Below are 22,028 nucleotides of genomic sequence, written 5' to 3' on the forward strand. Positions count from 1 at the left end.
CACCTCTCTGTCGCTTTATGCCGCAGAGAAACCGCTCAGCTTTGACGCAAAATCGTCCGCTTAAACCAACCTGTGACAGCGCTCATACCGGAACCAGACAGGACGCCGTAACGAAAAACGCGCCCAGCCGCCCAAACAACGCCGAGAGAAAGAAGCCCGAGAAGCACCGCAGATAAAATCAGCTCCCAAAGCGGGGGATCGGACGGCAAACGCACAAGGACCGCAAACGGCGCCGAGAGCGGAAACAGGCTCGCCAGCCGTAATAACGGACTGTCCGGCGTTGCGAGGCCCAATGGCACCACTAAAACGCAGAGAGTTAGCACAATGACGATCGGAGTCGTCATGGTTTGGGCATCCTGCATGGATTGGCTGAGCGCGCCGAGTGCGATGAAACAGGCCCCATAGAAGATATATCCAAGGACAAGAAAAATGAAAAAGAAGATGAGGAGTTTTGGCGTGAAGCTTTGCGTAAAGGCCTGCGTCATTTCGCTGTCCCCTTTTAGCGCAATCGCTGTTCCTGCGAAAATGGCAAGCAGTATATATGGCGCCATGGCGGTAAGTGTAAGAGCCGCCACACCCAAAAGTTTCCCGAAAATAATTTCGGAAAAACGTGTTGACGCCAACATCATTTCAAGAAGCTTATTTAACTTTTCTTCCAGCATGGAAGTCAGCAGCATATAAGCGCCTGAAAAGACCGACAGCCATAGAAAGATCGATAAACCTGCCGCCACATAATACGGCACTTTATCGGCGTCCGTCACGGCTTGCGACGTCGTGTCATCAGACACTTTCGTCGGGTCAAAACTTTCGACTTCAAGGCGGCCTTTCTTGGCCTCGGCCAACCCTTCCGGCGTTAAATTGCCTGTCGCCAGGTAATTTTCTTCTGCCCGGTTTTCAAAATAATCTCTGGCTAGATTCTTTAGATCAGGTGCGTTGATATTTTTTGACCAGTAATCCGCCTTTGGGCCTTCCTCCGTTTGGGTAATATAGAGAAGTCCGTCCAGAGGCCGGGATTTCCCGTCCACCTGCACTAGGCTTTCACCTTTTAAATACTCTTGCGAGCCGGCCAGAGTCTCCGCAGGGGGATCAACAAAATTAATTTTGCTGTCGAGGGATTTTAACTGACCTTGCAGAGAAGGCACTTCTCGCTCTATCTGAGCTTTCGCCGCGGCTGACCCGTCACGTTCCAGAGTCTCGCGAATATCTATTTCTTGCGCCTCCGTCATAGTAACGGCCCCTAGGCCGTCTATGAAACGTTCGACTTTTTGGCTCTGATTGTCCTCATGCAAAGCCAGAATACCGTCGGCATATTGACCCGTTTCGTCCAGAATTGTCTCGTAACGCGGCGGCGATAGTTCAACATCAAGCGTCGCGAAACCAATGCCGAATCCCATTCCGATAAAGGGCATTAAAAAAGAAATCCAAAACCCCCACGTTTTGATATAACCGAGATAATCCCGGCGGGCGATGAGGAAGGTGCGGCGTAAATTGACAGCAGGCAAAACAGACATAATTACGCCTCCTCTTGATCAAGATTAGTCTGGGCAAGGTCATGCGCCATGTCGGCCTGCAAATCCGCGCGGGCGTCTCCGCCGACAAGCGCCACGAAAGCCTCATGCAGAGTCGGCTGCTTCGGCTCGAATTGGGTGAGTTTAATTTTCTCTGCAACGCAACGCTCCAAAACAGCTTGGCTCTGAGCGGTCTCTTTCAAAATAACGTTCAATCCCCCGTCCCGGCGCTCTTCGACGTCTTCAGCAAAAGGCCTGACGATTTCCAGTAATCTGTCATCCTCCGACGCGATCACCATACGGCGCGGCGCTTTGGACAGAGCCGCCTCAGTAGAGCCGTCAAAGACAACTTCCCCGCCTCCCATAAGGATAATTCGGTCACAGAGACGTTCAGCGTGCTCCATAACATGGGTCGAGAAAATAATGGTTTTGCCGCGTCCGGCAATTTCGCTGACAATGCCTTCAAGCACGCGTTGATTGACGGGGTCGAGGCCGGAAAACGGCTCGTCTAGAATGTAAAACTCCGGATCATGCGCAATCGCAGAGAGCAGCTGCACCTTCTGCGCCATACCCTTGGACATGTCTTTATTCTTCTTGCGTTTGGCCTCTGACAGGCCGTATCGGTCCAACAGATCATCGGCCAGCGAGAACGCTTCTTTCTTACCAATACCGTTCAGTCGCGCCATATGGGCAATGCTTTCGCGGGCGGTCTGTTTCTTATAGAGTCCGCGTTCTTCAGGCAAAAATCCAATCCGGCCAAAGGCATTTTCGCCCGGCTTTTCACCGAACAAAGCGACCTCACCCGTGTCCGGCGGGATGAGGCCCAGCGCCATACGAATCGTTGTTGTTTTCCCCGCTCCGTTCGGGCCAAGAAAGCCGACCACTTCGCCGCGTTTTATAGTGAAGCTGACATCTCTGACGGCGGATTTTCCGCCGAAGCTTTTGGAGACATTTTGGAGGGAGAGCGGAGATGAGGACATAAGGGTCTTTAGCGCCATTGAAATCCTTCTGACAAGGTGAGTTTCAAAAACGGGAACCAAATATTCAGGAAAGGTGTATTTTCAAAAAAGGAGACCGATATGAAAGCCAAATCCAAAGCCCAGCAAAAAGCCGCCGGCGCCGCGCTCTCGGCCAAACGCGGAGAGATCAAGAAAAGCGAACTCCAAGGCGCGTCCGTCGAAATGTATGAAACAATGACCGAGGAAGAACTCGACGATATGGCCTCTACCGAGCGCGAAGATTTGCCGGACAAGATCGAGGACTAATTTGGTTGGGATTTGAGCGCCTTAAGGACAATATCGCGGCCGCCCAGGCCCCAGAGGTTATTGTGCAAACCGTCTTCTATTCTATAGGCGGTTTTCGGCCCTTTATATCCTTCGAATAAAAGCTCGCCGAATTTCAGAGGCACAATTGTGTCTTTTGTACCATGTATCCAGATCAGCGGAAATGAACCGTTCTGAAGGGCTTCATCAGAAAGAAACTTATCCTTCAGCAAAAATCTGACGGGCAGAAAGGGCATTGCTTCTGCCCCCACGGCGACAATTGAATTGAAAGACGCATCCGCAACAAAAAGTGACGGTTCGTGAGTAATAGAAAGTTGGGCTGCCACACCTGAACCAAGCGAGGTACCATAAAAAACAATATTTTCTGGTAAAATGTCCTGGTCAACCACCCATTCATACTGACGTTTCGCAGCTTCCGTTAGGCTTTCTTGCGTACTCACACCGCCTTGTCCCGGATAGCCGGGATAACCAACAGATAAGACGCCATGCCCAGCCTCTATTAAGTCATTGAAAATGTCGTAATTGCTATAAATCGCTGACCCATTGCCATGAAACACCATGACGGTTTTCCCAGTCGGGCTTGTCGGCGGTGTCCACCAAGAAATTATATCATCTTGGGCATTTCTAATTTCCTCCATCTCGACATCAACATCGGCAGGAGAAAGGTAATTTTCAGGTGGAAAGTAAAGCAGCTTTCGCTGCATCACATAGGCCCCAATCACAAGCAGAATGTATAATCCAATGAGAACCGCAAGAATGCCGATAACCCATTTCATGACTATTAACTCTATAAAGTCTTAATAATACTCTCGACCATTTTCTTAGCGTCTGACAGGAGCATCATCGTCTTGTCTTCATAGAACAGGTCATTGTCGATACCGGCATAGCCTGTGGACATAGAGCGTTTGACGACGAGCACGGTACCGGCCTTATCGACGTCCAGAATAGGCATGCCGAAAATCGGGCTGGACGGATCGGTTTTGGCGGACGGGTTCGTCACATCATTCGCGCCGATTACAAAAGCGACATCCGCATTGGAGAATTCAGAGTTGATGTCTTCCAGCTCGAACACTTCGTCATAAGGAACATTCGCTTCGGCGAGGAGCACGTTCATATGGCCCGGCATCCGCCCCGCAACCGGGTGGATAGCGTAGACCACATCGACGCCTTCCTCTTTCAGCGTATCGGCCATTTCGCGAATGGCGTGTTGAGCCTGCGCCACAGCGAGGCCGTAGCCCGGCACGATGATGACTTTGGAGGCGTTTTTCATGATGAACGCCGCGTCTTCGGCAGAGCCCTGTTTGAACGGGCGCTGTTCCTTGTCGCCGCCTGCAGCGGAGGATGTGTCGCCGCCAAACCCGCCGAGAATGACGGAAATAAAGCTCCGGTTCATGGCTTTACACATGATGTAAGACAGGATCGCGCCCGAAGAGCCAACCAGCGCGCCAGTCACGATGAGCGCCATATTGCCAAGCGTGAAGCCGAGCGCCGCCGCCGCCCAACCGGAATAGCTGTTGAGCATGGACACCACGACGGGCATATCCGCGCCGCCGATCGGAATGATAAGCAGGAAGCCGAGAATAAATGTGATAGCGACAAGGCTCCAGAGGATTGTCGGATCCGAACCGCCGGATTTCATCAACATCCCGATGAGCACAGCTACGCCGAGGCCCAGCGCGATATTAATCAAATGCCGGAAAGGCAGCATGATCGGCGCGCCGGACATGTTCCCGTTCAGCTTAGCAAAGGCGATGACAGAGCCGGAAAAGGTAATCGCGCCAATGGCCGCGCCGAGCGATAGCTCGAGCAAGCTCCCGGCCTTAATCGTGCCTTCGTCGTTCAGGATGCCGAAGCTATCCGGCGAGAAAAAGGCGGCAACGGCTACAAGAACAGCGGCCAATCCGACCAAGGAGTGAAACGCGGCCACAAGTTGCGGCATATCCGTCATGGGGATTTTTTTCGCAATCACCGCGCCGACAACGCCGCCGACAGCGAGGCCAGCTCCGGCGAAAAGGAAACCTGTACCGCCCATCCCTGCGACCAAAAATGTCGTCACGATTGCAATGGCAATACCGACCATACCGTAATAATTCCCGCGGCGGGAGGTTTCAGGGGAGCTTAGGCCCCGCAAGGCCAGAATGAAGAGAACTGCCGAGACTGTGTAGAGAATCGCGGCGAGATTAGCAGATAGTTCAGGCATGATTATTTCGCCTTCTTCTTATACATGGCGAGCATGCGCTGAGTGACGAGGAAGCCGCCGAAAATATTGACGGCGCAGAGCGCCACGGCAATCGCGCCGGTCCAGGTTGAGACGGAAGAGCCGCCTTGCGCTCCGGCCGCAACGGCAATGAGCGCGCCCACAATAATCACGGAGGAAATGGCGTTGGTGACCGCCATAAGCGGCGTATGGAGAGCGGGCGTAACCGACCAGACAACATAATATCCGACGAAAATCGCCAGAACGAAAATAGTCAGTTGGAAAACGATCGGGCTGACGGCGGCGCCTCCCGCCATGATAAGAGCGAAGGTCATACTCTAGCCTTTCTTTTTCCCGGCGTTTTTTGCGGCAGGCTTTTTAGGAGCCGCCTTTTTCGCAGGAGCTTTTTTTGGTGTCGCTTTTTTAGCGGCTGGTTTTTTCGTTGCAGTTGGTAAAGCGAGCAACCGCTCATGAACCACGGCGCCCTCTTTAGTCAGGGCGCAGCCTTGGATAATTTCGTCGTCCCAATTGGGCGCGTAAGCTCCGTCCTCGGATGTAACCAGAGGCAAGAACGCTTTGAGGTTACGTGCAAACATGTTGGAGGCATCCGCCGCCATACGGGACGGCCAGTTGAGATAGCCGACAATATGCACGCCGTTCTTGGTCGTGACGATTTCGCCTTTCTTGGAGCCTTCAACATTTCCGCCGCGCTCTACCGCCAGATCGACAATGACAGAGCCGGGCTTCATGGAATCCAGCATGGCCTTATCAATCAATTTCGGTGCGGGGCGTCCCGGAATAAGGGCGGTCGTAATCACCACATCCTGTTTGGCGACGTGGGACGCGGTCAGCTCGGCCTGTGCCTTTTGATATTCCGGCGACATTTCCTTGGCATATCCGCCTGAGGTTTCGGCAGCTTTGAATTCTTCGTTTTCCACGGCGACAAATTTCGCGCCGAGAGAGGCAACCTGTTCCTTGGCGGCGGGGCGAACGTCAGTCGCCGTTGTCACCGCGCCAAGACGGCGGGACGTTGCAATGGCTTGTAGTCCTGCGACCCCCGCGCCCATGACAAAAACTTTGGCCGGCGCGATTGTGCCCGCCGCCGTCATCATCATTGGCAGAGCGCGGCCATAAATCCCGGCCGCTTCGACCACGGCGCGGTAGCCGGACAAATTGGACTGCGAGGACAATACATCCATCGCCTGCGCGCGCGAAATTCGCGGTATATAATCGAGAGCAAAAGCCGTGACGCCCGCTTTAGCGCAAGCCTGAGCGTATTTTGGATTGTCCGTCGGGCTCATGGCTCCGGTAATCCCGGCGCCTTTTTTAAGACTGCCAACCAATTTAGCGTCCGCCCCGTTTACCGAAAACACAAGATCTGCATTTTTGACGCAAGCCGTATTGCTGGCGGAAATCGTCGCGCCAGCCTCTTTATACGCGGCGTCAGAAAAATCCGCCTCGGCCCCTGCGCCCTTGGTCATCGTAATTTTATGACCTGCAGCAACATAGCCCTTTACTGTATCGGGCGTAGCGGCGACGCGGCGTTCTGCCGGTCCGGAATCTTTTATAACGGCTATATGCAAGACAAATCCCCTTCGATTGAAGTCTTTAATCTATCGGCCCAAACGGCATCTCCCGATCAGGCAAAAAGCGCTTACCCCGCGAGGAGGCTTAGTAGAAGTGAGATTACACCGACAAAGATAGCGAGACCAACCAGTGTCACGTACCAAATCGCCTTAAATTTTAGCGCAAGTCCAATGACGAACCCTACCACAACACTGATGATAAGAGCGCTTAGCCAGCTCATCCCGACGGCGAAAACCAGTGTCGGCATAAGAACGATGAGAGCAACTAAAGCGCCGCCATATTTCGTCATGCCCATAAATCCGCCAAATGTGCCTGATTGCGCTTTGACGTTCATTTCACCGCGATTGTAATTTGAAGAACCAGCTGCCATTTTTCTTTCCTGATGTCTTTCCCAGAGGGTTGTTTGCTCCAACCTCCAACCGAAGGTGACGGAGCCAAAAATTTCGCTTCTGCTATCATGCGGCCATCCAACCGACAATAGCGCCCGAGCCTTATAGGGGCATATTTTTCCTCTAAATTGGATTTAACTTCCTGCTAACCCTGATCTTTGGCCAAAAATTCACCTGTTTGTCCCATATTCTTACGAACAACCTCTGGCGTCGCCTCTCACTTTAGGGGGGACTGTCCAATTTAAGAGTAGAAGGTATTTTGATGGCAAAAACTGTCCTGATTGTGGATGACGACCCGACCCAAAGGCGCCTTTTACAGGCCGTGGTCGAAAAAAGCGGGTTTTCGACTCTGCAGGCCGATAATGGCGACGGGGCTCTGGATATCGCGCTTGGTACCAATTCAGACAAAGTTAGCGTCATGTTGCTCGATCTTGTCATGCCGGGCCGTGACGGGATGGATACATTAAATGAATTAGCTCTTAAACGGCCTGACCTACCCGTCATTGTCCTGACCGCGAAAGGCTCCATCGAGACGGTTGTCACGGCCATGAAAGCGGGGGCCCGAGATTTCATTGTCAAACCGGCCTCACCCGAGCGGATTATCGTCTCTATCCGTAACGCGCTTGAAATGAATACGCTCGTCACCGAAGTCACTCGACTAAAGAAAACATCCGAAGGCAGTCTGCAATTTGATGATCTGATCGGGAATGCCGGCGCGATGCGCACCGTGGTCGCCATGGGCGAGCGCGGCGCAAAAGCCAATATCCCTATTTTGATCACAGGTGAGTCCGGAGTTGGTAAAGAAGTTATCGCCCGCGCCATTCAAGGCGCGTCAGACCGCGCCGGGCGCCCCTTCATTACGGTCAATTGCGGCGCGATCCCCGAAAATCTGGTTGAGAGCATTTTATTCGGCCATGAAAAAGGATCTTTCACCGGCGCAAATACGAAACATTTAGGGAAATTTCAGGAAGCTCATACGGGAACGCTTTTCTTGGATGAGATCGGTGAACTCCCTTTGGATATGCAGGTTAAACTCCTGCGGGTTCTGCAAGAAGGCGAAGTTGACCCTATTGGGGCGAAACGTCCGACACCTGTCGATGTCCGCATTATCAGCGCGACAAACCGTGATCTTCAAGACTGCGTCTCGGACGGCTCTTTCCGCGAAGACCTTTATTACAGGCTAAATGTGTTTCCGGTTGCTGTTCCGCCCTTGCGCGAGCGCCGCGAAGACATTCCGGCGCTGACGGATCATTTCATCAAGCGTTTTAACGCTCAAGAGCGTCTCAACGTATCGGGCGCGGCGCGTGAAACTATTGAGTTGCTTCAAAATTATGAGTGGAAGGGAAATGTCCGTCAATTAGAGAATATGATTTTCCGAGCCATGATTTTATCAAATGGCGAAACTCTTCTGCCGCAGGACTTCCCGCAAATTACGGGTCTGGCGCCTTCGCTGTCAGAAGCTTCCGCGACGCCTCCTCCCCAATCAGATTTGGATTCCTTGACGCAAACATGGGAAACCCAGACAGCGAAAGCGGCAGATGGAGATAAAGCTGTCCATGTGCTTGATCGCGAAGGACACCTTCGTAGTCTGGAAGATGTTGAGCGTGACCTTATTCAATTCGCAATCCAGAATTATTCCGGCCATATGAGCGAGATTGCGCGGCGACTAGGAATTGGGCGATCTACCCTTTACCGAAAAGTCCGGGAGCACTCCCTTGATGTTGATGACGTGCGCTCTGCGTAACCCAATCAGCTCTAAGTTTAACAAATAGTGCCTGTCTGAATTGTAAGCTTTCAAACAGGGGTTTGCCGCAATCCAGCCCTATTTTTTTGATGTTATCAGTGCCAAACTGACTTATTGCCCGTTTCCATTCGGGTCTCAAATGAAAGGACTGCGTGATGCGTTTACCTGTTTATTGCTTAGCTCTTTTAGGCGGACTTTCTTTGACAAGCCCCGCCTTGGCTGCAGACCTGCCAAAAGATTTCTCTGCTCTGGATACAAATTCGGACGGCCGTGTGACTTTCTCTGAATATCAAACCTTTGCCAAAGCTAAAGGCGTGTCGGCCACTGAAGCGGCCCAAGACTTTGTTCGGGCGGCTCAAGGCGACGCCGTGCTCACAAAAGACGAATTAAATTTAGCGCTTATGGTAGAGGGGCAGGCTTATGCTCTTAAACCGAAGAATACGCCGAAAGCAGCTATTCCTTCAGGTCCGCAACCGCTCTCCGAGGTGCAGGACGTGAATGAAGAGCCTATTTTCGCATATGAAGCGATACCGGTAGACTAACATTTCTTCTCCGTCTTCTCTTAAAATGGGGGCTTAAATGATGGCGGGTTTGAAGAATCGCTATCTTGCGGACATTTAATGAAACGATTACGGGGCCGCCTCGTTATTAGTATGACGGTCGCAGGCGAAAAACATTCCTCCCCCCTTCAAACTGTTTTTTCTGCGGCCGTCGCATAATAACAAAGGAGATTTCAATGACCTATCGTAATTCTGCCGCCATCGCCGCTTTTTCCGCCGTTTTATTCGCCGCCCCAGCTTATGCGGGGTCTCATATGGAAGGCGAAAAAGCCGACATGTCTAAAAAAGATGTGTTTATGAAAATCGATGCCAATAGCGATAGCAAATTGACTTTCACAGAATTTGCAGACTTCAGCGAAGCGCACGGCGTAAGCTCTTCGGACGCCGCGATGGAATTTACACGTCTGGCCGGCGAGCAAACGACTATTAACATGGAAGGCTTCGAAGAGCTCGACATGAAGGCTTATAAAGGCCACAAAAAGGATAAGATGAAATCCTCCATGAAGGACAAGGGGATGAAGGACAAAGAGGCGAAAATGTCTGCGCCGGAATCCATGAACCAGTCAGCCAGTGCATCTGCTGAAACCTCCGCTATGATGAACGCCGAATATGGTGATTTTGCTAAGCTGGACAGCGATTCTGATGGCAGCGTAAGTTTTAAAGAATATCATAAAATGCGCAAATCGCAGGGCGTAACAAGCACGACCCAAGTTGCTCAGGAATTTACCCGCTTAAGCGGGGGGGAAGCTATGTTGAGCGCGGATCAATATCAGATGGCAAAAGCCAATGATGTCCTAAACCGACCTTCATATCGTGCCCAGACGAACTCCCAAGTCCGGGGCTCTGTAATATCTAATATGAAAGAAGCGGAAACAGTAGACTTGCCAATCGATAATAATCCGGCCGGTTTAAATCAAATGAATAGCTCTGAACTAGAGTCAAATATGACTAATTCGGGGGCTGACACAGATTTGGAAAAAAGCTCCAATCCACAGATGGAAGTCTGGGGCGATAAGTAATACCCGATCAAGCAAAACCAATTTTTTTAGCCCGCCTATGGCGGGCTTTTTTGTGTCCGCGAGACTTTGACCGCATACCACGTTTGCCTTGATGCCACCGTAGCTACCATTGTTTTTTAACGCAACGAACCGGCGCGTCGGGCATTACATATACAGATACACACTCAACTGGGGGTGTTTGCTGATAAGAAAGGAATTTCAACATGACTTATTTAAAATCAACGTCCATCGCAATGGCCCTCACGGCTATACTGGGCGCCTCTAGCGCTTTTGCCGGAGAAACGCCTCCAACATTTTCAGAGCTTGATGCCGATGCCAATGGGCAAGTCTCATTTTCTGAGTTCGCAAAACACAAAGAGAAAAAAGGAAAGACACTCACGAACGCTCAGCGTCAGTTTAATGTGATTTCCGGCGGCAATGAAAGCTTTACAGCTGAGCAATATAAAAGCTCATTTGCTGTAAAGGGCGAAGTGGACGCTATGGACACTGATCCTGTTGTCGTCATGCCGTCTGAGACAACCGACGTGAAAGACGCCGTAGATTCTTCAGATTCTGGTGTTGTGGTCGATGAATTTGATGAAACCCCAGACGCCGAGCCAAAGGTTCAAGTTGATGAGTCTATGGATACCGAATCTATGGCAGACGATGCCATGGAAGCTGAAGAGGATGCCATGGAAGTAGAATCTGACGCTATCGAAGCCGAAACCGACGTCATGGAAATGGAAAATGATGCCGTGGAAGTCGAAACTCTGGACAGTGACGCTGTGATAGAGTCAGATTCAGTCGACAGTGAGACAAAAGTGAACACTGAAATGGACATTCAGACCGAAACAGATGTCGAGACTGAGATGGGTTTAGAAGAAAATGAAATAGCTCTAGAGCCTGAGATCCCTTCAACGATAGATACTACGACCGAATCTGACGCACAGCTAGAAACCGATGTAGAAGGCGATGCTGTCTTAGAAACGGATCCGGCACTTGAAAGCCCGATGCTTGAGGACCCCGTTCTTGACAACGAAGTTATGACGGACACTGAGACGACGATTGATTCCCCGCAAGTGGAAGATTCCGAGCTCAACATAGATCCGACTGTAGACGCAGTGACGGGAGAGAACGATGCTTCTTACGAGACTGAGTTCTCCGTACCGGAAGCTCCAGAAACGCCGTCTTTGGACGAGACCGACCCAGTGGTGGAGTCCGAGATGGAAAGTGATGTTGAGTTACAAGAGAATATGACTCTGGAAGAAAATTCTGGTGTGGATCTCGACATTAAATCAGATGTCGAAACAAATTTGGAAACTGAAACCGACCCTAACTAAGATTTGTCTCTCCTGACAAATAACCCGTTCCACGAAAGTGGGGCGGGTCTTTTTTTTGCCTGCGACTAAGCCTAGATTTTAGTCCGACCTAATTAGCCGTCAGATTTGACTAAGCGTAAAAATGGCTTCTTAGGGTTAGGCGTTTTCGGCGGTTCCGGAACATATTCAGGCAAAAAGGGTTCGATTTTCGGATCACTGAAATCAACATCCGGCTTTTTCAGCGCCGGTTCTTCAGGCATGTCCTCTTCAATCTGCCGGACGCGAGGGGAATAGCCTTTTCCGCCGAAACCTTTTTTGGTGCTTAAACCCTTTTTCGGTTTTGACTTCCAGCTGCCCGCCGAACGGCTGTAATCTGCATCGGGATCGTCATCTTGATCTCCATCGGCCTTCTTCGCTTTCAGCTCTTTGACCTTTTTATTCATGCGCGACACAACCTGTTTTTGGGCCAAGGACAGCGCATCACCGGCGCGTCCTTTTTCCGGATCGTGAAAAGCGGAACCATAGGTTTCGAGACGTTCTAATACGCTCTCGCCAAACTCATCTTCGAAATCGCTAATATGGCCCAGCTCGGTCAATTTAGCATGAAGTCTGGCAATTTTGCGGCGGGCATTCCGAGCAGAACGTTCCCGCGCTTTGGCCATTTTATCACGAAAGGCCGTTTGCGCTTCGTCCCGCGCTACCTGTTCCGCTTGCCATTGTTGCTTGTCATAATCGGACATAAACATCGTCTAGCAGATACAGAACAGAAGCGGAACACTTAATTTGTTTAGCTTGCCTTTTGCGGCAGGAGAAAAATCAAAGGAAGCCGGATGGCTTTCAAGATTTTAACGACGCCCCGAAAAAGGTGAGATAGGCAAATTAAACTATTGGTCGGCAACGACTTCCATATACATATCAAGCAACGCTTCTTGTTCCGCCCGCTCAGACTCGTCCTGTTTGCGCAAAGAAACAACTTTGCGCATGACTTTGGTATCAAACCCAAAACTTTTCACTTCGGAATAAACTTCTCGGATATCCGTTGCCAGCTCGGCCTTTTCGGCTTCCAAACGTTCAATACGAGCGATAAATTGTTTCAGTTTTTCACGGGTGGCCTGACCCATTTGGTCAGCGCGGTCTGCATCGGAAATCATATTGGCCTCTTTATCCTAAAATCCTATGGAAAGGTCTGGTATCGTGTCAAAGCGCCCCCTGCTATGGGCGGGTGCAGAGGAAATTGTGGACAAGCGAATTAGTCGCAATTTTATCCCTGCCCCTATGACGTATAACCCCCTATAAGGGTTGGCAAATTTATAAGGAGAGCCTGATGCTCTATATTTTATACGCACTGACACTTGCTTCGTTTCTTTATGTTTTATTCACGCTCGTCATGGGCGCTAAATCCATGGGCGGAAAGAAAACGGGCGACCGAGAGAAGTCCAATATCTGGATGCGCCGCCGGATCGTGGGCCAAGTTATCGCTATTGGCCTGCTTATTTTGACTGTTTACGTCAAAACCAGAGCCTAGCCCATTGGTTAAACTGAACAAGATATATACGCGCACCGGCGATGATGGATCGACAGGCTTGGTTGACGGCTCCCGCCTGTCTAAATCTGCCTTGCGCGTCAGAGCTTACGGCGATGTTGACGAAACCAATGCCGTTATCGGATTGGTTCGCCTCCATTTAGAGAACCGAAAAATTGATGACATGCTCTCGCGCATCCAAAATGACCTTTTCGACCTCGGCGCAGACCTGGCAACCCCACTGCCGAAAGAGGGAGAAGCAGACAGTGAATACGCCCTACGAATGGTAGAGAGCCAAGTCACGCGCCTCGAGAAAGAACTGGACGGTCTGAATGAGGATCTGCAACCGCTCAAAAGCTTCGTTCTTCCGGGCGGACATCCGCCGGCCGCCTATTTACATCAGGCCCGCACGGTTTGCCGCCGCGCCGAACGTATATGTGTGGCCTTAGGCGAAGTAGATGAGGTCAATCCGCAAGCCATCCAATATTTAAACCGCCTGTCCGATTTCCTTTTCGTCGCGGCGCGTTGGACGAATGACCAAGGCGAAGCGGATGTAAAATGGGTGCCGGGCGAAAATAGATAAGCCAAGAATAGATAGGCTCCGGCCTAAGGCAGGCCGGGTTTAGACGCTATATTATGACCCCGTTTTCAGCAGCGTTTTAACACGCGCCGCCATCTCCGCCGGCGTGCTCCGTCCGTAGAAATAATCAACAAATTTCCCGTCTTCGCCCATCAAATACATAATGTCTGAATGATCGACCGTATATTCTGCGGCGCTGTCAGGCGTGGGAACTTTGGTAGCGTAAACTTTATAGGCGGATTTGGCGGCGGCAATTTCGTCTTCCGTTCCGGTAAAGCCCTGTAGCCCCTCTGGAAACCCATTAGCCTCGACATATTGAGACAAGGTTTCGGTGGTATCCCGATCCGGGTCTACGCTAATCAGAATATAGCCGACGTCATCGCCTTGCTCACCCAGGAGAGACTGCGTTTGCCCCATTTTCTGCAAGGCCGTCGGACACACATCTGGGCAATAGGTAAAACCAAAATAGATCAAATGCGGTTTCCCGGTCAGCGCGTCCTCGCTTACGCGGACGCCGTCCTGATTGACCAAAGAAAACTCGCCGCCAATATCCGCTTGACCAGAGGTGACTGTCTTGCCCGCTTGCCCAGAAGCATTCGGCGTTCCTTCCGGTTGTCCGCACGCCAAAAGGCTCAGCGCGGCGAGGCTCACCATGGAAAATTTAACAAAAGGCATATTGGGTCTCTAAGAATAGGGTCAGACTAAAAAGTTCTTTGCTTGGCATATCCAAGCCAGCTCCAAACGCGTATAGACCAAATATGGCCTGCACACTATCCCTTCTGACCTGTCAGATTGACGCTCTAGAATTCGAGAGCAGAAAGAAAGTATTGTGAATACGGCTCTGGACCCAACCCTGCCCCTCGGCCTCCTTGAAATGGCTGATCCACCGAAACGGCCTGCGCGCTCCATGGGCCGCTTGCGGCGTTATACATTGGTCCTTTTGCGTTGGGGCGCCATTGGCGGGCAGGCTCTGGCTTTATTAATTGTCAGCCAAATTTTCGACTACCCCCTTCCGGCGCTCGCTTGTTCTGTCGTCGTCGGTTTGAGTGTGGTCGTAAATCTGGCGTTGACCACTTTGTTTCCCTTGGATCGCCGCGTCGGAGACTTCGAGGCGCTGCTTCAACTTGGGTTTGATATCATTCAGCTCGCCGCTTTGCTCTGGCTGACCGGAGGTATAACCAACCCTTTCGCCCTTCTCTTTCTGGCCCCGGTTGTGACCAGCGCCACGACCTTGTCTAAACCTGTCCTCCTGACCCTCGCTAGCCTGGCCACGGTCTTATCGCTTTTTCTTGTTTTCCATTACCGTCCTCTACCTTGGGATCCCGCCTCTCCATTAGACCTGCCCTTATTATTTCGCGTGGGGGTCTGGGTCGCCATCATCGTGGGCTCAATCTTTACCTCCCTCTATGCTTGGCGGGCAACGAAGGAGAGCCGAAAAATGGCTGCCGCTTTGGCCGCCACTGAAACTTTATTGGCGCATGAACATAAACTTTCTGCCTTGGGCGGCCTCGCCGCCGCAGCCGCGCATGAATTAGGAACGCCTCTTGCAACTATTCAGGTTGTCGCCAAAGAGATGAGCCGCGAAATTCCGGAAGGAACGTCCCTTTCAGAAGACGCCGCCCTGCTTTTATCACAAGCCCAACGGTGCCGCTCCATATTGGAGCAGCTTTCTTTGCGCGGCGATGAGGGCGACGCCATTCATGACCAGCTCTCAATTGAGGACTTATTCGAAGAAGCCGCCGAACCTTTCATTGATATTGAACCGGATATAGCGATTGATACGGACGGGGTCGGGCCTGAACCTGCACTGCGCCGCCAAGCCGAGCTGGTTTATGCCATGAAAAACTTTGTCGAAAACGCCGTTGATTTCGCTCGCGACCAAGTCAACCTCACCGGACATTGGACCGAAGATTACATCACTTTGACGATTGATGATGACGGACCAGGGTTCGAGCCAACGATTTTAGGCCGTTTGGGTCAACCCTATGTGACCATGCGAAATCGACAAAAAGCTAAACCCGAACGCGCTGGGGGGTTAGGACTTGGGGTGTTTATCGCTTCGACCCTGATAGAACGGACAGGCGGCACAGTGCGTTTCACACGGGCCCCAATTGGCGGAGCGCGAGTTCAAGCAAAATGGCCGCGAAAGACCTTGATAGCACCGCCAACGCCTCAAGAGACCTCTCCTTAATGCATATCAATTCAGCCTTTTTCACCCTGCCATACGTATCGAAAATAAGGTAAAGAAGAAAAAGTTCTGTTAGAAAGATCGCCAGACAGAGAAGGTGAGACTAGAAATATGACTGAATATAACCTGCCGGACGACGCCAGCCTGTTAATTCTTGATGATGATGGGCCGTTCCGTACCCGACTGGGCCGGGCGCTGGAACAACGCGGCTTTACTGTGACGACAGCAGAAACGGTGACGGAAGCGAAAGTCCTTGCCCGTTCCAAACCGCCCGCTTTCGCCGTGCTTGATATGCGGCTTGATGACGGGAACGGCTTAGACGTTATTGACCTACTTCACGAAACGCGGCCTGATTGCCGTATGGTGATGCTCACAGGGTATGGGAATCTGGCAACAGCCGTCTCTGCGGTGAAACGCGGGGCCGTCGATTACCTGGCGAAACCCGCTGACGCTGATGATGTTTGCAAAGCTCTCCTCGCCAGCAAAGGCGAAGCGCCCGAGCCACCGGAGAACCCCATGAGCGCGGACCGCGTGAGATGGGAACATATTCAGCGTGTTTATGAGCTTTGCGGGAAAAATGTGTCCGAAACAGCGCGGCGGCTAAATATGCACAGACGGACTTTACAACGCATTCTCGCCAAACGCGCCCCGAGATAATTTTAGATCATTGAATCAAAAAAGCCGCCCGAAAGGCGGCTTTCTTTTCATTCGGCATATAACGTTTATCTCAACCCAGCTTCAATATCGCGCCAATCGACAACCTTAAAGTTTTGCTGCTCGAAATCTTCGGCAGCATCCTCGGAGTTTTGGTTGTCTTGGACGACAAAGAAACCATCTGGAAAACGCTCGGTCGATTTTGCTGTGACATCGATACCGTCCGTCACAGTAGTCCGGTCCACGACGCCCTCGACAATCTCAAACTGTCCTGCAAACTGATGGTCAGGAAGCGTAAAGGCAACATAGCTGTCATTCCCTTGGGAAGAGACAAGCAAGTAACCGCCATCTTCTCCTTCTGGGTAGACCGTCACGCCCTCCAGATCTGCCATAAGGCCGAACTGCCCTGGACGGCCAATGACGGTTTGATCGTCACCCGCTGATGGGGCAGCGGCGTAGCGGTACAGACCCCCAGCTTCTTCGGCGATATAAAGCGTTTGGGTTCGGTCATCAAAAACACAACCTTCTGTCTTAGTGCCTGTTGGAAATTCACGAACTTTTGAAAGCGCGAAACCTTCAGAGTTGTAGGCAATATTATATTGATAATATATCCCCGCTTTCGTGGTGACTCCGACTTGATAGTCTTCACCCACCATCCCTAAACAAATACCGTAAGGTTCAGGCTTGATAGCCAAGAGGGATGTCATGTCTGTTAGAAACACATCTGTTGCCGGATTGTACAAAAGTGCGGTTATGTTTTTCTTCTCATCATTGCTGGCCACCAAGAGAACATGGGGATTTCCATCCACGACAAAATCCTCTCGAAGGTCCACATTATTTAATGTTCCAAGCGGAAAGAAGTCGCGTGCCTCTCCCTCCAGAGTGTAAATATGAAGGCCGGCTTGTTTGTCAGTTCCGGCGATAAAACCGCTGCCGTTTTCATGAACGAAAATAGCGGGATCGTCAGCCGAGTCACCCGCACTGCCGACGAGAGGCGTTTCGAATGCCGCCGTAACAGGGAACATTCCCTCTGTCGGAGCGACATATGGCGCTTCCTGCTCTAATGTGGCGCAAGAAGCTAACCCCAAAATCAATCCAGCCGTCAGTCCGAAAATCGCTGTTTTATTATAGATATCTGTCATGATTTTTCCCCTTAATAGGTGAAGCGCGCGCCGAGATTAACGCTGGTCCCAAACTCGTCATATTGAGACAGACGAGACTCATCGCCAAAATAATAATATTCCGGCTCGTCTGTGAGGTTCTTACCCTCTAGATATATTTGAAGGCTATCTGTGACTTTGTACTTGGCCGAGGCTTCCACCATCAGTCGGCCGTCCGTATAGCGGTCGAGGCTGCCATATTCCGGGTCTCCCGGGTCACCTTCTGACGTCAATTCATCCAAGTAGTCGCCACGATAGTTTGCTGAGACGCGCAGATCCCATGGACCCTTGTCGTAAGCGAGCGCCACATTCCAAACGGAGTCGGATTGCTTTAAGAATGGAACATTGCGAAAGCCTTCGCCGTCCGGGATGGTCGCTTCGGATTCTGTTAGGGTCAGGTTCGCAGAAATCAGGAAGCCATCCAGAGCTTCGCTTATCGCGTTGAGGTCCTGCACAAAGTTGAACTCCACACCGTAGAGGTCAACTGTATCCACATTGATAGAGGTTGTGATCTCTTCAACCGTCAAAAGTTGCGCCGCATTTAGACTGGAGAGGTCAATCTGTCCGGGCTCATTCCCAACATCAAACGTCGCCTGGTATATTGCGTTATCAATCGTCTTGTAAAAACCACCAATCGACATAATGGATAGGCTGGAAGGATAAAATTCCAGTGCCAGGTCAAAGTTATCTGCCTCATAAGGTTGAAGACTTGGGTTTCCGATTTCGGCTTCATCCTCATCGTCATTTAGGCGCGCAAAGGGCGCCATGTCGCCAAACCCCGGGCGAACGACAGCGGCGTAATAAGCTGCGCGGCCAACAAGCTTATCCGTGAAGTCATATTTGACATTCAAGCTTGGCAGAAAATTGGTATAATCATTTTCAAAATTTAGAACAGTTACATCATTGATGTCGGCTTCTTCTGCATAGTTATTGCCGGTCATGTCAATTTTGGTTTGCTCAACCCGGGCGCCAGCTACGATTGTCGCATTACCCACTCTAAATGTCCCCATACCATATGCCGCGAGAATTTGCTCGTTAACTTCGAAGTCCTCTGAGAGGCTTCCGAAATTAGAGTCATCATCTTCAAACTCTAAGTTACCTTGGGCGTTTCCGCGAAGGCTCGCCGTGAGGTCACCGTCAGGATAGGCAGGCATAGGATTGGCGAGACGCCAATTATCAATGAATTCATTTTCAACAAAGCCAGACAAATTGATATCTTCGGCGCCGCTATAAATATCAAGATTTACATCCCGAATTTTCTCTCGGTCTCGTATTTTTGCCCCGGCTTTCCAGGTGACTTGTGTATTCCCAAAGAGGGATTCTTTGGAAACATCTAATTTCGCACTTAGCTCCGTATCTTGATTGATGGAATTCTCTTCTTCAAACGAGGCCAAGAAATAATTTGACGGCGTAAAGATTGAGCCAAGCGCTTCACTTCCGCTCAGGAAAGGCTGCTGTGGATTGGAAGTGTCAAATATTAGATCCCCCACATTATTGTCTTGAATATCTTCGTATCGGAAAGCGACATCATGATTGTCGCTGTCGTCTTCCTCAGCGTAGGCATAGGCCCCCTCGTACTCAAACGTCCAGGTATCAATTCCTGTGGTGCCGCCCAGAGCGTAAGTCTGAATTTGACGAACCTCTTTACGTTTGCGCATCTCAGTATCGACTTCATTTATTGGGACAGTGGATGACGACTGTGACGTCGCCATGCCGTCATCTAGGTCTTTGTATTCAAATTTATTGCGGACTTCATCATCCGCATAATTGTTGAACAAGGTACGTAGATAAAGGCGCGTGTTCTCGTTCACATCCAGATCAAAGTTAGCAACAAGGCCAATCCGCTCCCGGTCAATATCATACCAACGCTGCTCATAATCATCATTGAGGAAAAACTCTCCGGCATCTTCATCAAATCCCCAAGCGCCTGTTTCATTATTGTGGGATTCAATGTCCAGATCTTGGTAATTTGCTGAGACGGCCACGCCTAGCTGATCACCAAAGACATTTGAGTATGTGAGCGTGCCCTTCGGAGAGATGGTGTCTGAAATCTCATTGTATCGCCCTTCGGCTTTCGCTCGGAAATAAACGCCGCCGCGGTCAAAAGCAGAAATTGTTTTCAGATTAATAACGCCCCCGAGACTGTCAGCATCCACATCTGGCGTCAGAGATTTTTGAATTTCGATACCGTCCAACAGGTCAGACGGCACGCCGTCCAACAGGACGCCGCGGCGGTCCTCAGGGGATGGGGTACGCACGCCATTGATGGAAGAGGAAATCAAATCCGTATTGATACCGCGGATAGAGACATAGCGGCCCTCACCTTGGTCAGTTTCAATGGACAATCCAACAGCGCGCGACAATGAATCCGCCACGGTTGTATCTGGAAAGTTTCCGAGGCCATCGGAGTCGATGACAGTCAATATTGAGTCCGCAGCCCTTTGTTGGTTTAAGGCGCCGGCCTGCGCCGCGCGTGTCCCGACAACAATTATGTTGTCGATGTAATCGACATTGTCGCCAACGATGATGTCGAGCACTGTACCGTCTTTGGTAACCTCAACCGTGTTACGAACGGTCCGGGCCCCAATATAGCTCGAAGTGACTGTGTAGCTGCCCGGAGGGATATTGAAGAGTTTATAATTCCCATACCGATCTGACGTCGTGGCCCGGTTTAAATCATCCACACTCACCACGACACCCTCGAAAGGCGCGTTTCCAGTTGAATCAGTGACTTTACCGCTAATTGTTTGTGCAGAGGCTTGCGAGGCAATAGCGAACGCCAGAACTGGCAAAGACGTAGATATAAGTTGGCGCATGAGACGCGACTGGAAGTGTGACATTTAGAAAATCCCTGAGTTAACTACTGAGCGGGGATATTCAAAACTTTCACGACACCTGCGTGTCAGAATCGTGACGGCTTAGCTACGGTCCGGTGAATTATTTAAGACAGGTTAAATTTTATGGCTAAGCAGAGACGGCTAAACCTATTCAGAACCTTTATCCAGAATTTCTGTGAGCGTAAAAATCGTGCCCGTCTCGAAGCTCTTCGTTTCCATTTTCGCATCAAGGTTTCGCGCGAATGTTTTTATCAGCCGCGTTCCCAGTCCCCTTTTATTTGCTTTTTTAACTGCAGGCTTCGCTGAAGAGGCAGAGCTTTCGGATTTTGATTTCGAGGATTTTGTTTTTCGTTTCTTTATACCGCACCCATTATCTGATATGGAGAGTATCCAAGGCTGCTGAGGGTCAGCTGTAAAGGAAATATGGATAGTCCCTTCGCGCTGATCTGGAAACGCATGTTTGATGGCATTAGTCACGATCTCGTTCAGGATCAGACCAAGCGCCACGGCCTTATCCCGACTCATCCTATAAGAGGCCGCGGAAAGTGTGATTTTGATATTGGCGTTGGATGCAAAGGCTTTCCGCAAGCTTTCGCAAAGCGAATTTAGATAGTCCGAAACATCAAGTTCTTCTTGAAAGTCTCGAGAACTGTAAATTGAATCATGGATTGCAGAGAAACTATTCACGCGGGAGGATGCCAATTTCAGTGCTTGTTTAACGTCTTGAGAATGATGATCGCGGCTTTGCATATTGAGTAGGCCAGACACCATCGCAAAGTTATTTTTCGTTCGGTGCTCTAATTCTTGGATCAAGATTTTTGTCATTTTCAACTGACGGTCGCGCTCAAGAGTCGCAACGCTTATACCGCGTCTAAAAATCTCAGCAAAAAGCAAGATGAACAAAGCCGCACATCCATTGACAATTGTTCGGGCGCCGTCGCCCGCTATCTCAAAAGAGAAAGAATAAGGCATTGGCAAGACAACATACCATGCATGGAGGAAAGCGAGTAAAAAGGTAGTCAAGCCAGAGGCCCAACGCCCGTAAAGCGTGGAAATAAGAATTGCAGGATATATTAGAGAAAAAGGCCCCGCCGATGTCCATATTGCATCGACGACCGCCCGGGCCAAGACGGCAAAAAGAAAGCAAAACAGGCCGAAGGCCATTTGCACCCAGATCGCTGAAATTTTTCCTGCAAACCTGTCAGCTATGTCGAATTCGACGAGCTGTTCACTGCGCTTTTTTCGCACTGCGCCTCCAAGTGGTGCTTCCCCGCAACACCTGAACGAGCATTCCAATATTTTTGACTTTTTAGCAATCGTATTTTTAATCGCCGGGGCCAAATCGGATAGTAATTTAAAGGAAAATATCCGCACCGTAGTGGGAGGGGGACTTGAACCCCCGACCTCAGGATTATGAGTCCTGCGCTCTAACCAGCTGAGCTACCCCACCATACGGTGCGAAGCGCGGCATATAGGACAGACGCAAGCGTCTGCCAAGCAGA

22 protein-coding genes and 1 tRNA gene are annotated in these 22,028 nt (G+C 50.6%); 9 read left to right on the plus strand and 14 right to left on the minus strand.

Annotated elements, in window-relative coordinates; all coding sequences use genetic code 11:
- Positions 1–35: 35 nt before the first annotated feature.
- Both ACNA05_RS03885 and ACNA05_RS03890 read right to left on the minus strand, forming a co-directional pair.
- Positions 36–1,511, minus strand: coding sequence for an ABC transporter permease (locus ACNA05_RS03885; RefSeq protein WP_415810059.1), 1,476 nt, complete (start codon positions 1,509–1,511; stop codon positions 36–38).
- Positions 1,512–1,513: 2 nt separating this feature from the next.
- Complete coding sequence (locus ACNA05_RS03890) at positions 1,514–2,488, minus strand: ABC transporter ATP-binding protein (protein WP_415810060.1); 975 nt, start codon at positions 2,486–2,488, stop codon at positions 1,514–1,516.
- A 99-nt stretch (positions 2,489–2,587) separates the two neighbouring features.
- Here ACNA05_RS03890 and ACNA05_RS03895 point away from each other — a divergent pair, with 99 nt between their 5' ends.
- Positions 2,588–2,773: a DUF3008 family protein gene (locus ACNA05_RS03895; RefSeq protein WP_415810061.1), complete on the plus strand. Its 186-nt coding sequence runs from the start codon at positions 2,588–2,590 to the stop codon at positions 2,771–2,773.
- On the opposite strand, the gene ACNA05_RS03900 is transcribed toward ACNA05_RS03895, so the two are convergent.
- From ACNA05_RS03900 to ACNA05_RS03920, 5 genes are all read right to left on the minus strand, one after another.
- The gene (locus tag ACNA05_RS03900) at positions 2,770–3,567 is read right to left on the minus strand and encodes an alpha/beta hydrolase (RefSeq protein ID WP_415810062.1); all 798 of its coding nucleotides are present in this window, start codon (positions 3,565–3,567) and stop codon (positions 2,770–2,772) included. The two genes, ACNA05_RS03895 and ACNA05_RS03900, sit on opposite strands and share 4 nt — an antisense overlap.
- Positions 3,568–3,578: 11 nt before the next feature.
- Positions 3,579–4,991 (minus strand): NAD(P)(+) transhydrogenase (Re/Si-specific) subunit beta, encoded by a 1,413-nt coding sequence (locus ACNA05_RS03905; protein ID WP_415810063.1) that lies wholly within the window; start codon positions 4,989–4,991, stop codon positions 3,579–3,581.
- 2 nt (positions 4,992–4,993) lie between these two features.
- Positions 4,994–5,305 (minus strand): proton-translocating transhydrogenase family protein, encoded by a 312-nt coding sequence (locus ACNA05_RS03910; RefSeq protein ID WP_415810118.1) that lies wholly within the window; start codon positions 5,303–5,305, stop codon positions 4,994–4,996.
- Between the two features lie 21 nt (positions 5,306–5,326).
- Positions 5,327–6,571, minus strand: coding sequence for a Re/Si-specific NAD(P)(+) transhydrogenase subunit alpha (locus ACNA05_RS03915; RefSeq protein ID WP_415810064.1), 1,245 nt, complete (start codon positions 6,569–6,571; stop codon positions 5,327–5,329).
- A gap of 71 nt (positions 6,572–6,642) precedes the next feature.
- On the minus strand, positions 6,643–6,945 hold the full coding sequence (locus ACNA05_RS03920; protein ID WP_415810065.1) for an aa3-type cytochrome c oxidase subunit IV: 303 nt from the start codon (positions 6,943–6,945) through the stop codon (positions 6,643–6,645).
- Between the two features lie 281 nt (positions 6,946–7,226).
- On the opposite strand from ACNA05_RS03920, the gene ACNA05_RS03925 reads away from it, so the two are divergent.
- The 4 genes from ACNA05_RS03925 to ACNA05_RS03940 all read left to right on the plus strand — a co-directional run bounded on the left by ACNA05_RS03925 (position 7,227) and on the right by ACNA05_RS03940 (position 11,606).
- Positions 7,227–8,708 carry a sigma-54-dependent transcriptional regulator gene (locus tag ACNA05_RS03925; RefSeq protein ID WP_415810066.1) on the plus strand — a complete coding sequence of 494 codons (1,482 nt, stop codon included), beginning with the start codon at positions 7,227–7,229 and terminating at the stop codon, positions 8,706–8,708.
- Between the two features lie 155 nt (positions 8,709–8,863).
- On the plus strand, positions 8,864–9,250 hold the full coding sequence (locus ACNA05_RS03930; RefSeq protein ID WP_415810067.1) for an EF-hand domain-containing protein: 387 nt from the start codon (positions 8,864–8,866) through the stop codon (positions 9,248–9,250).
- Between the two features lie 194 nt (positions 9,251–9,444).
- Positions 9,445–10,287 carry a hypothetical protein gene (locus ACNA05_RS03935; protein ID WP_415810068.1) on the plus strand — a complete coding sequence of 281 codons (843 nt, stop codon included), beginning with the start codon at positions 9,445–9,447 and terminating at the stop codon, positions 10,285–10,287.
- A gap of 203 nt (positions 10,288–10,490) precedes the next feature.
- Positions 10,491–11,606: a hypothetical protein gene (locus ACNA05_RS03940; RefSeq protein ID WP_415810069.1), complete on the plus strand. Its 1,116-nt coding sequence runs from the start codon at positions 10,491–10,493 to the stop codon at positions 11,604–11,606.
- A 92-nt stretch (positions 11,607–11,698) separates the two neighbouring features.
- Here ACNA05_RS03940 and ACNA05_RS03945 read toward each other — a convergent pair whose 3' ends face one another.
- Complete coding sequence (locus ACNA05_RS03945) at positions 11,699–12,325, minus strand: hypothetical protein (protein WP_415810070.1); 627 nt, start codon at positions 12,323–12,325, stop codon at positions 11,699–11,701.
- 144 nt (positions 12,326–12,469) lie between these two features.
- A complete protein-coding gene (locus ACNA05_RS03950) occupies positions 12,470–12,736 on the minus strand; it encodes a DUF2312 domain-containing protein (protein WP_415810071.1) in 267 nt (88 codons plus the stop codon).
- A 173-nt stretch (positions 12,737–12,909) separates the two neighbouring features.
- Here ACNA05_RS03950 and ACNA05_RS03955 point away from each other — a divergent pair, with 173 nt between their 5' ends.
- Both ACNA05_RS03955 and ACNA05_RS03960 read left to right on the plus strand, forming a co-directional pair.
- Positions 12,910–13,110 carry an HIG1 domain-containing protein gene (locus tag ACNA05_RS03955; RefSeq protein WP_415810072.1) on the plus strand — a complete coding sequence of 67 codons (201 nt, stop codon included), beginning with the start codon at positions 12,910–12,912 and terminating at the stop codon, positions 13,108–13,110.
- A 4-nt stretch (positions 13,111–13,114) separates the two neighbouring features.
- Positions 13,115–13,690, plus strand: a complete 576-nt coding sequence (locus tag ACNA05_RS03960; RefSeq protein WP_415810073.1) for a cob(I)yrinic acid a,c-diamide adenosyltransferase — start codon at positions 13,115–13,117, stop codon at positions 13,688–13,690.
- A gap of 51 nt (positions 13,691–13,741) precedes the next feature.
- On the opposite strand, the gene ACNA05_RS03965 is transcribed toward ACNA05_RS03960, so the two are convergent.
- Complete coding sequence (locus tag ACNA05_RS03965) at positions 13,742–14,362, minus strand: SCO family protein (protein WP_415810074.1); 621 nt, start codon at positions 14,360–14,362, stop codon at positions 13,742–13,744.
- Positions 14,363–14,516: 154 nt separating this feature from the next.
- Here ACNA05_RS03965 and ACNA05_RS03970 point away from each other — a divergent pair, with 154 nt between their 5' ends.
- Together ACNA05_RS03970 and ACNA05_RS03975 are read left to right on the plus strand one after the other, a co-directional pair.
- Positions 14,517–15,878 (plus strand): ActS/PrrB/RegB family redox-sensitive histidine kinase, encoded by a 1,362-nt coding sequence (locus tag ACNA05_RS03970; protein WP_415810075.1) that lies wholly within the window; start codon positions 14,517–14,519, stop codon positions 15,876–15,878.
- Positions 15,879–15,986: 108 nt separating this feature from the next.
- The gene (locus ACNA05_RS03975; protein ID WP_415810076.1) at positions 15,987–16,532 is read left to right on the plus strand and encodes an ActR/PrrA/RegA family redox response regulator transcription factor; all 546 of its coding nucleotides are present in this window, start codon (positions 15,987–15,989) and stop codon (positions 16,530–16,532) included.
- A gap of 65 nt (positions 16,533–16,597) precedes the next feature.
- On the opposite strand, the gene ACNA05_RS03980 is transcribed toward ACNA05_RS03975, so the two are convergent.
- The 4 genes from ACNA05_RS03980 to ACNA05_RS03995 all read right to left on the minus strand — a co-directional run bounded on the left by ACNA05_RS03980 (position 16,598) and on the right by ACNA05_RS03995 (position 21,976).
- On the minus strand, positions 16,598–17,671 hold the full coding sequence (locus ACNA05_RS03980) for a phytase (protein WP_415810077.1): 1,074 nt from the start codon (positions 17,669–17,671) through the stop codon (positions 16,598–16,600).
- A gap of 11 nt (positions 17,672–17,682) precedes the next feature.
- Positions 17,683–20,529: a TonB-dependent receptor gene (locus tag ACNA05_RS03985; protein ID WP_415810078.1), complete on the minus strand. Its 2,847-nt coding sequence runs from the start codon at positions 20,527–20,529 to the stop codon at positions 17,683–17,685.
- 144 nt (positions 20,530–20,673) lie between these two features.
- Positions 20,674–21,774: a sensor histidine kinase gene (locus ACNA05_RS03990; protein ID WP_415810079.1), complete on the minus strand. Its 1,101-nt coding sequence runs from the start codon at positions 21,772–21,774 to the stop codon at positions 20,674–20,676.
- A 128-nt stretch (positions 21,775–21,902) separates the two neighbouring features.
- A tRNA-Met gene (locus ACNA05_RS03995) sits at positions 21,903–21,976 on the minus strand.
- Positions 21,977–22,028: the final 52 nt, after the last annotated feature.

The organism is Litorimonas haliclonae (assembly GCF_965138505.1).
Lineage (GTDB): Bacteria > Pseudomonadota > Alphaproteobacteria > Caulobacterales > Maricaulaceae > Litorimonas > Litorimonas haliclonae.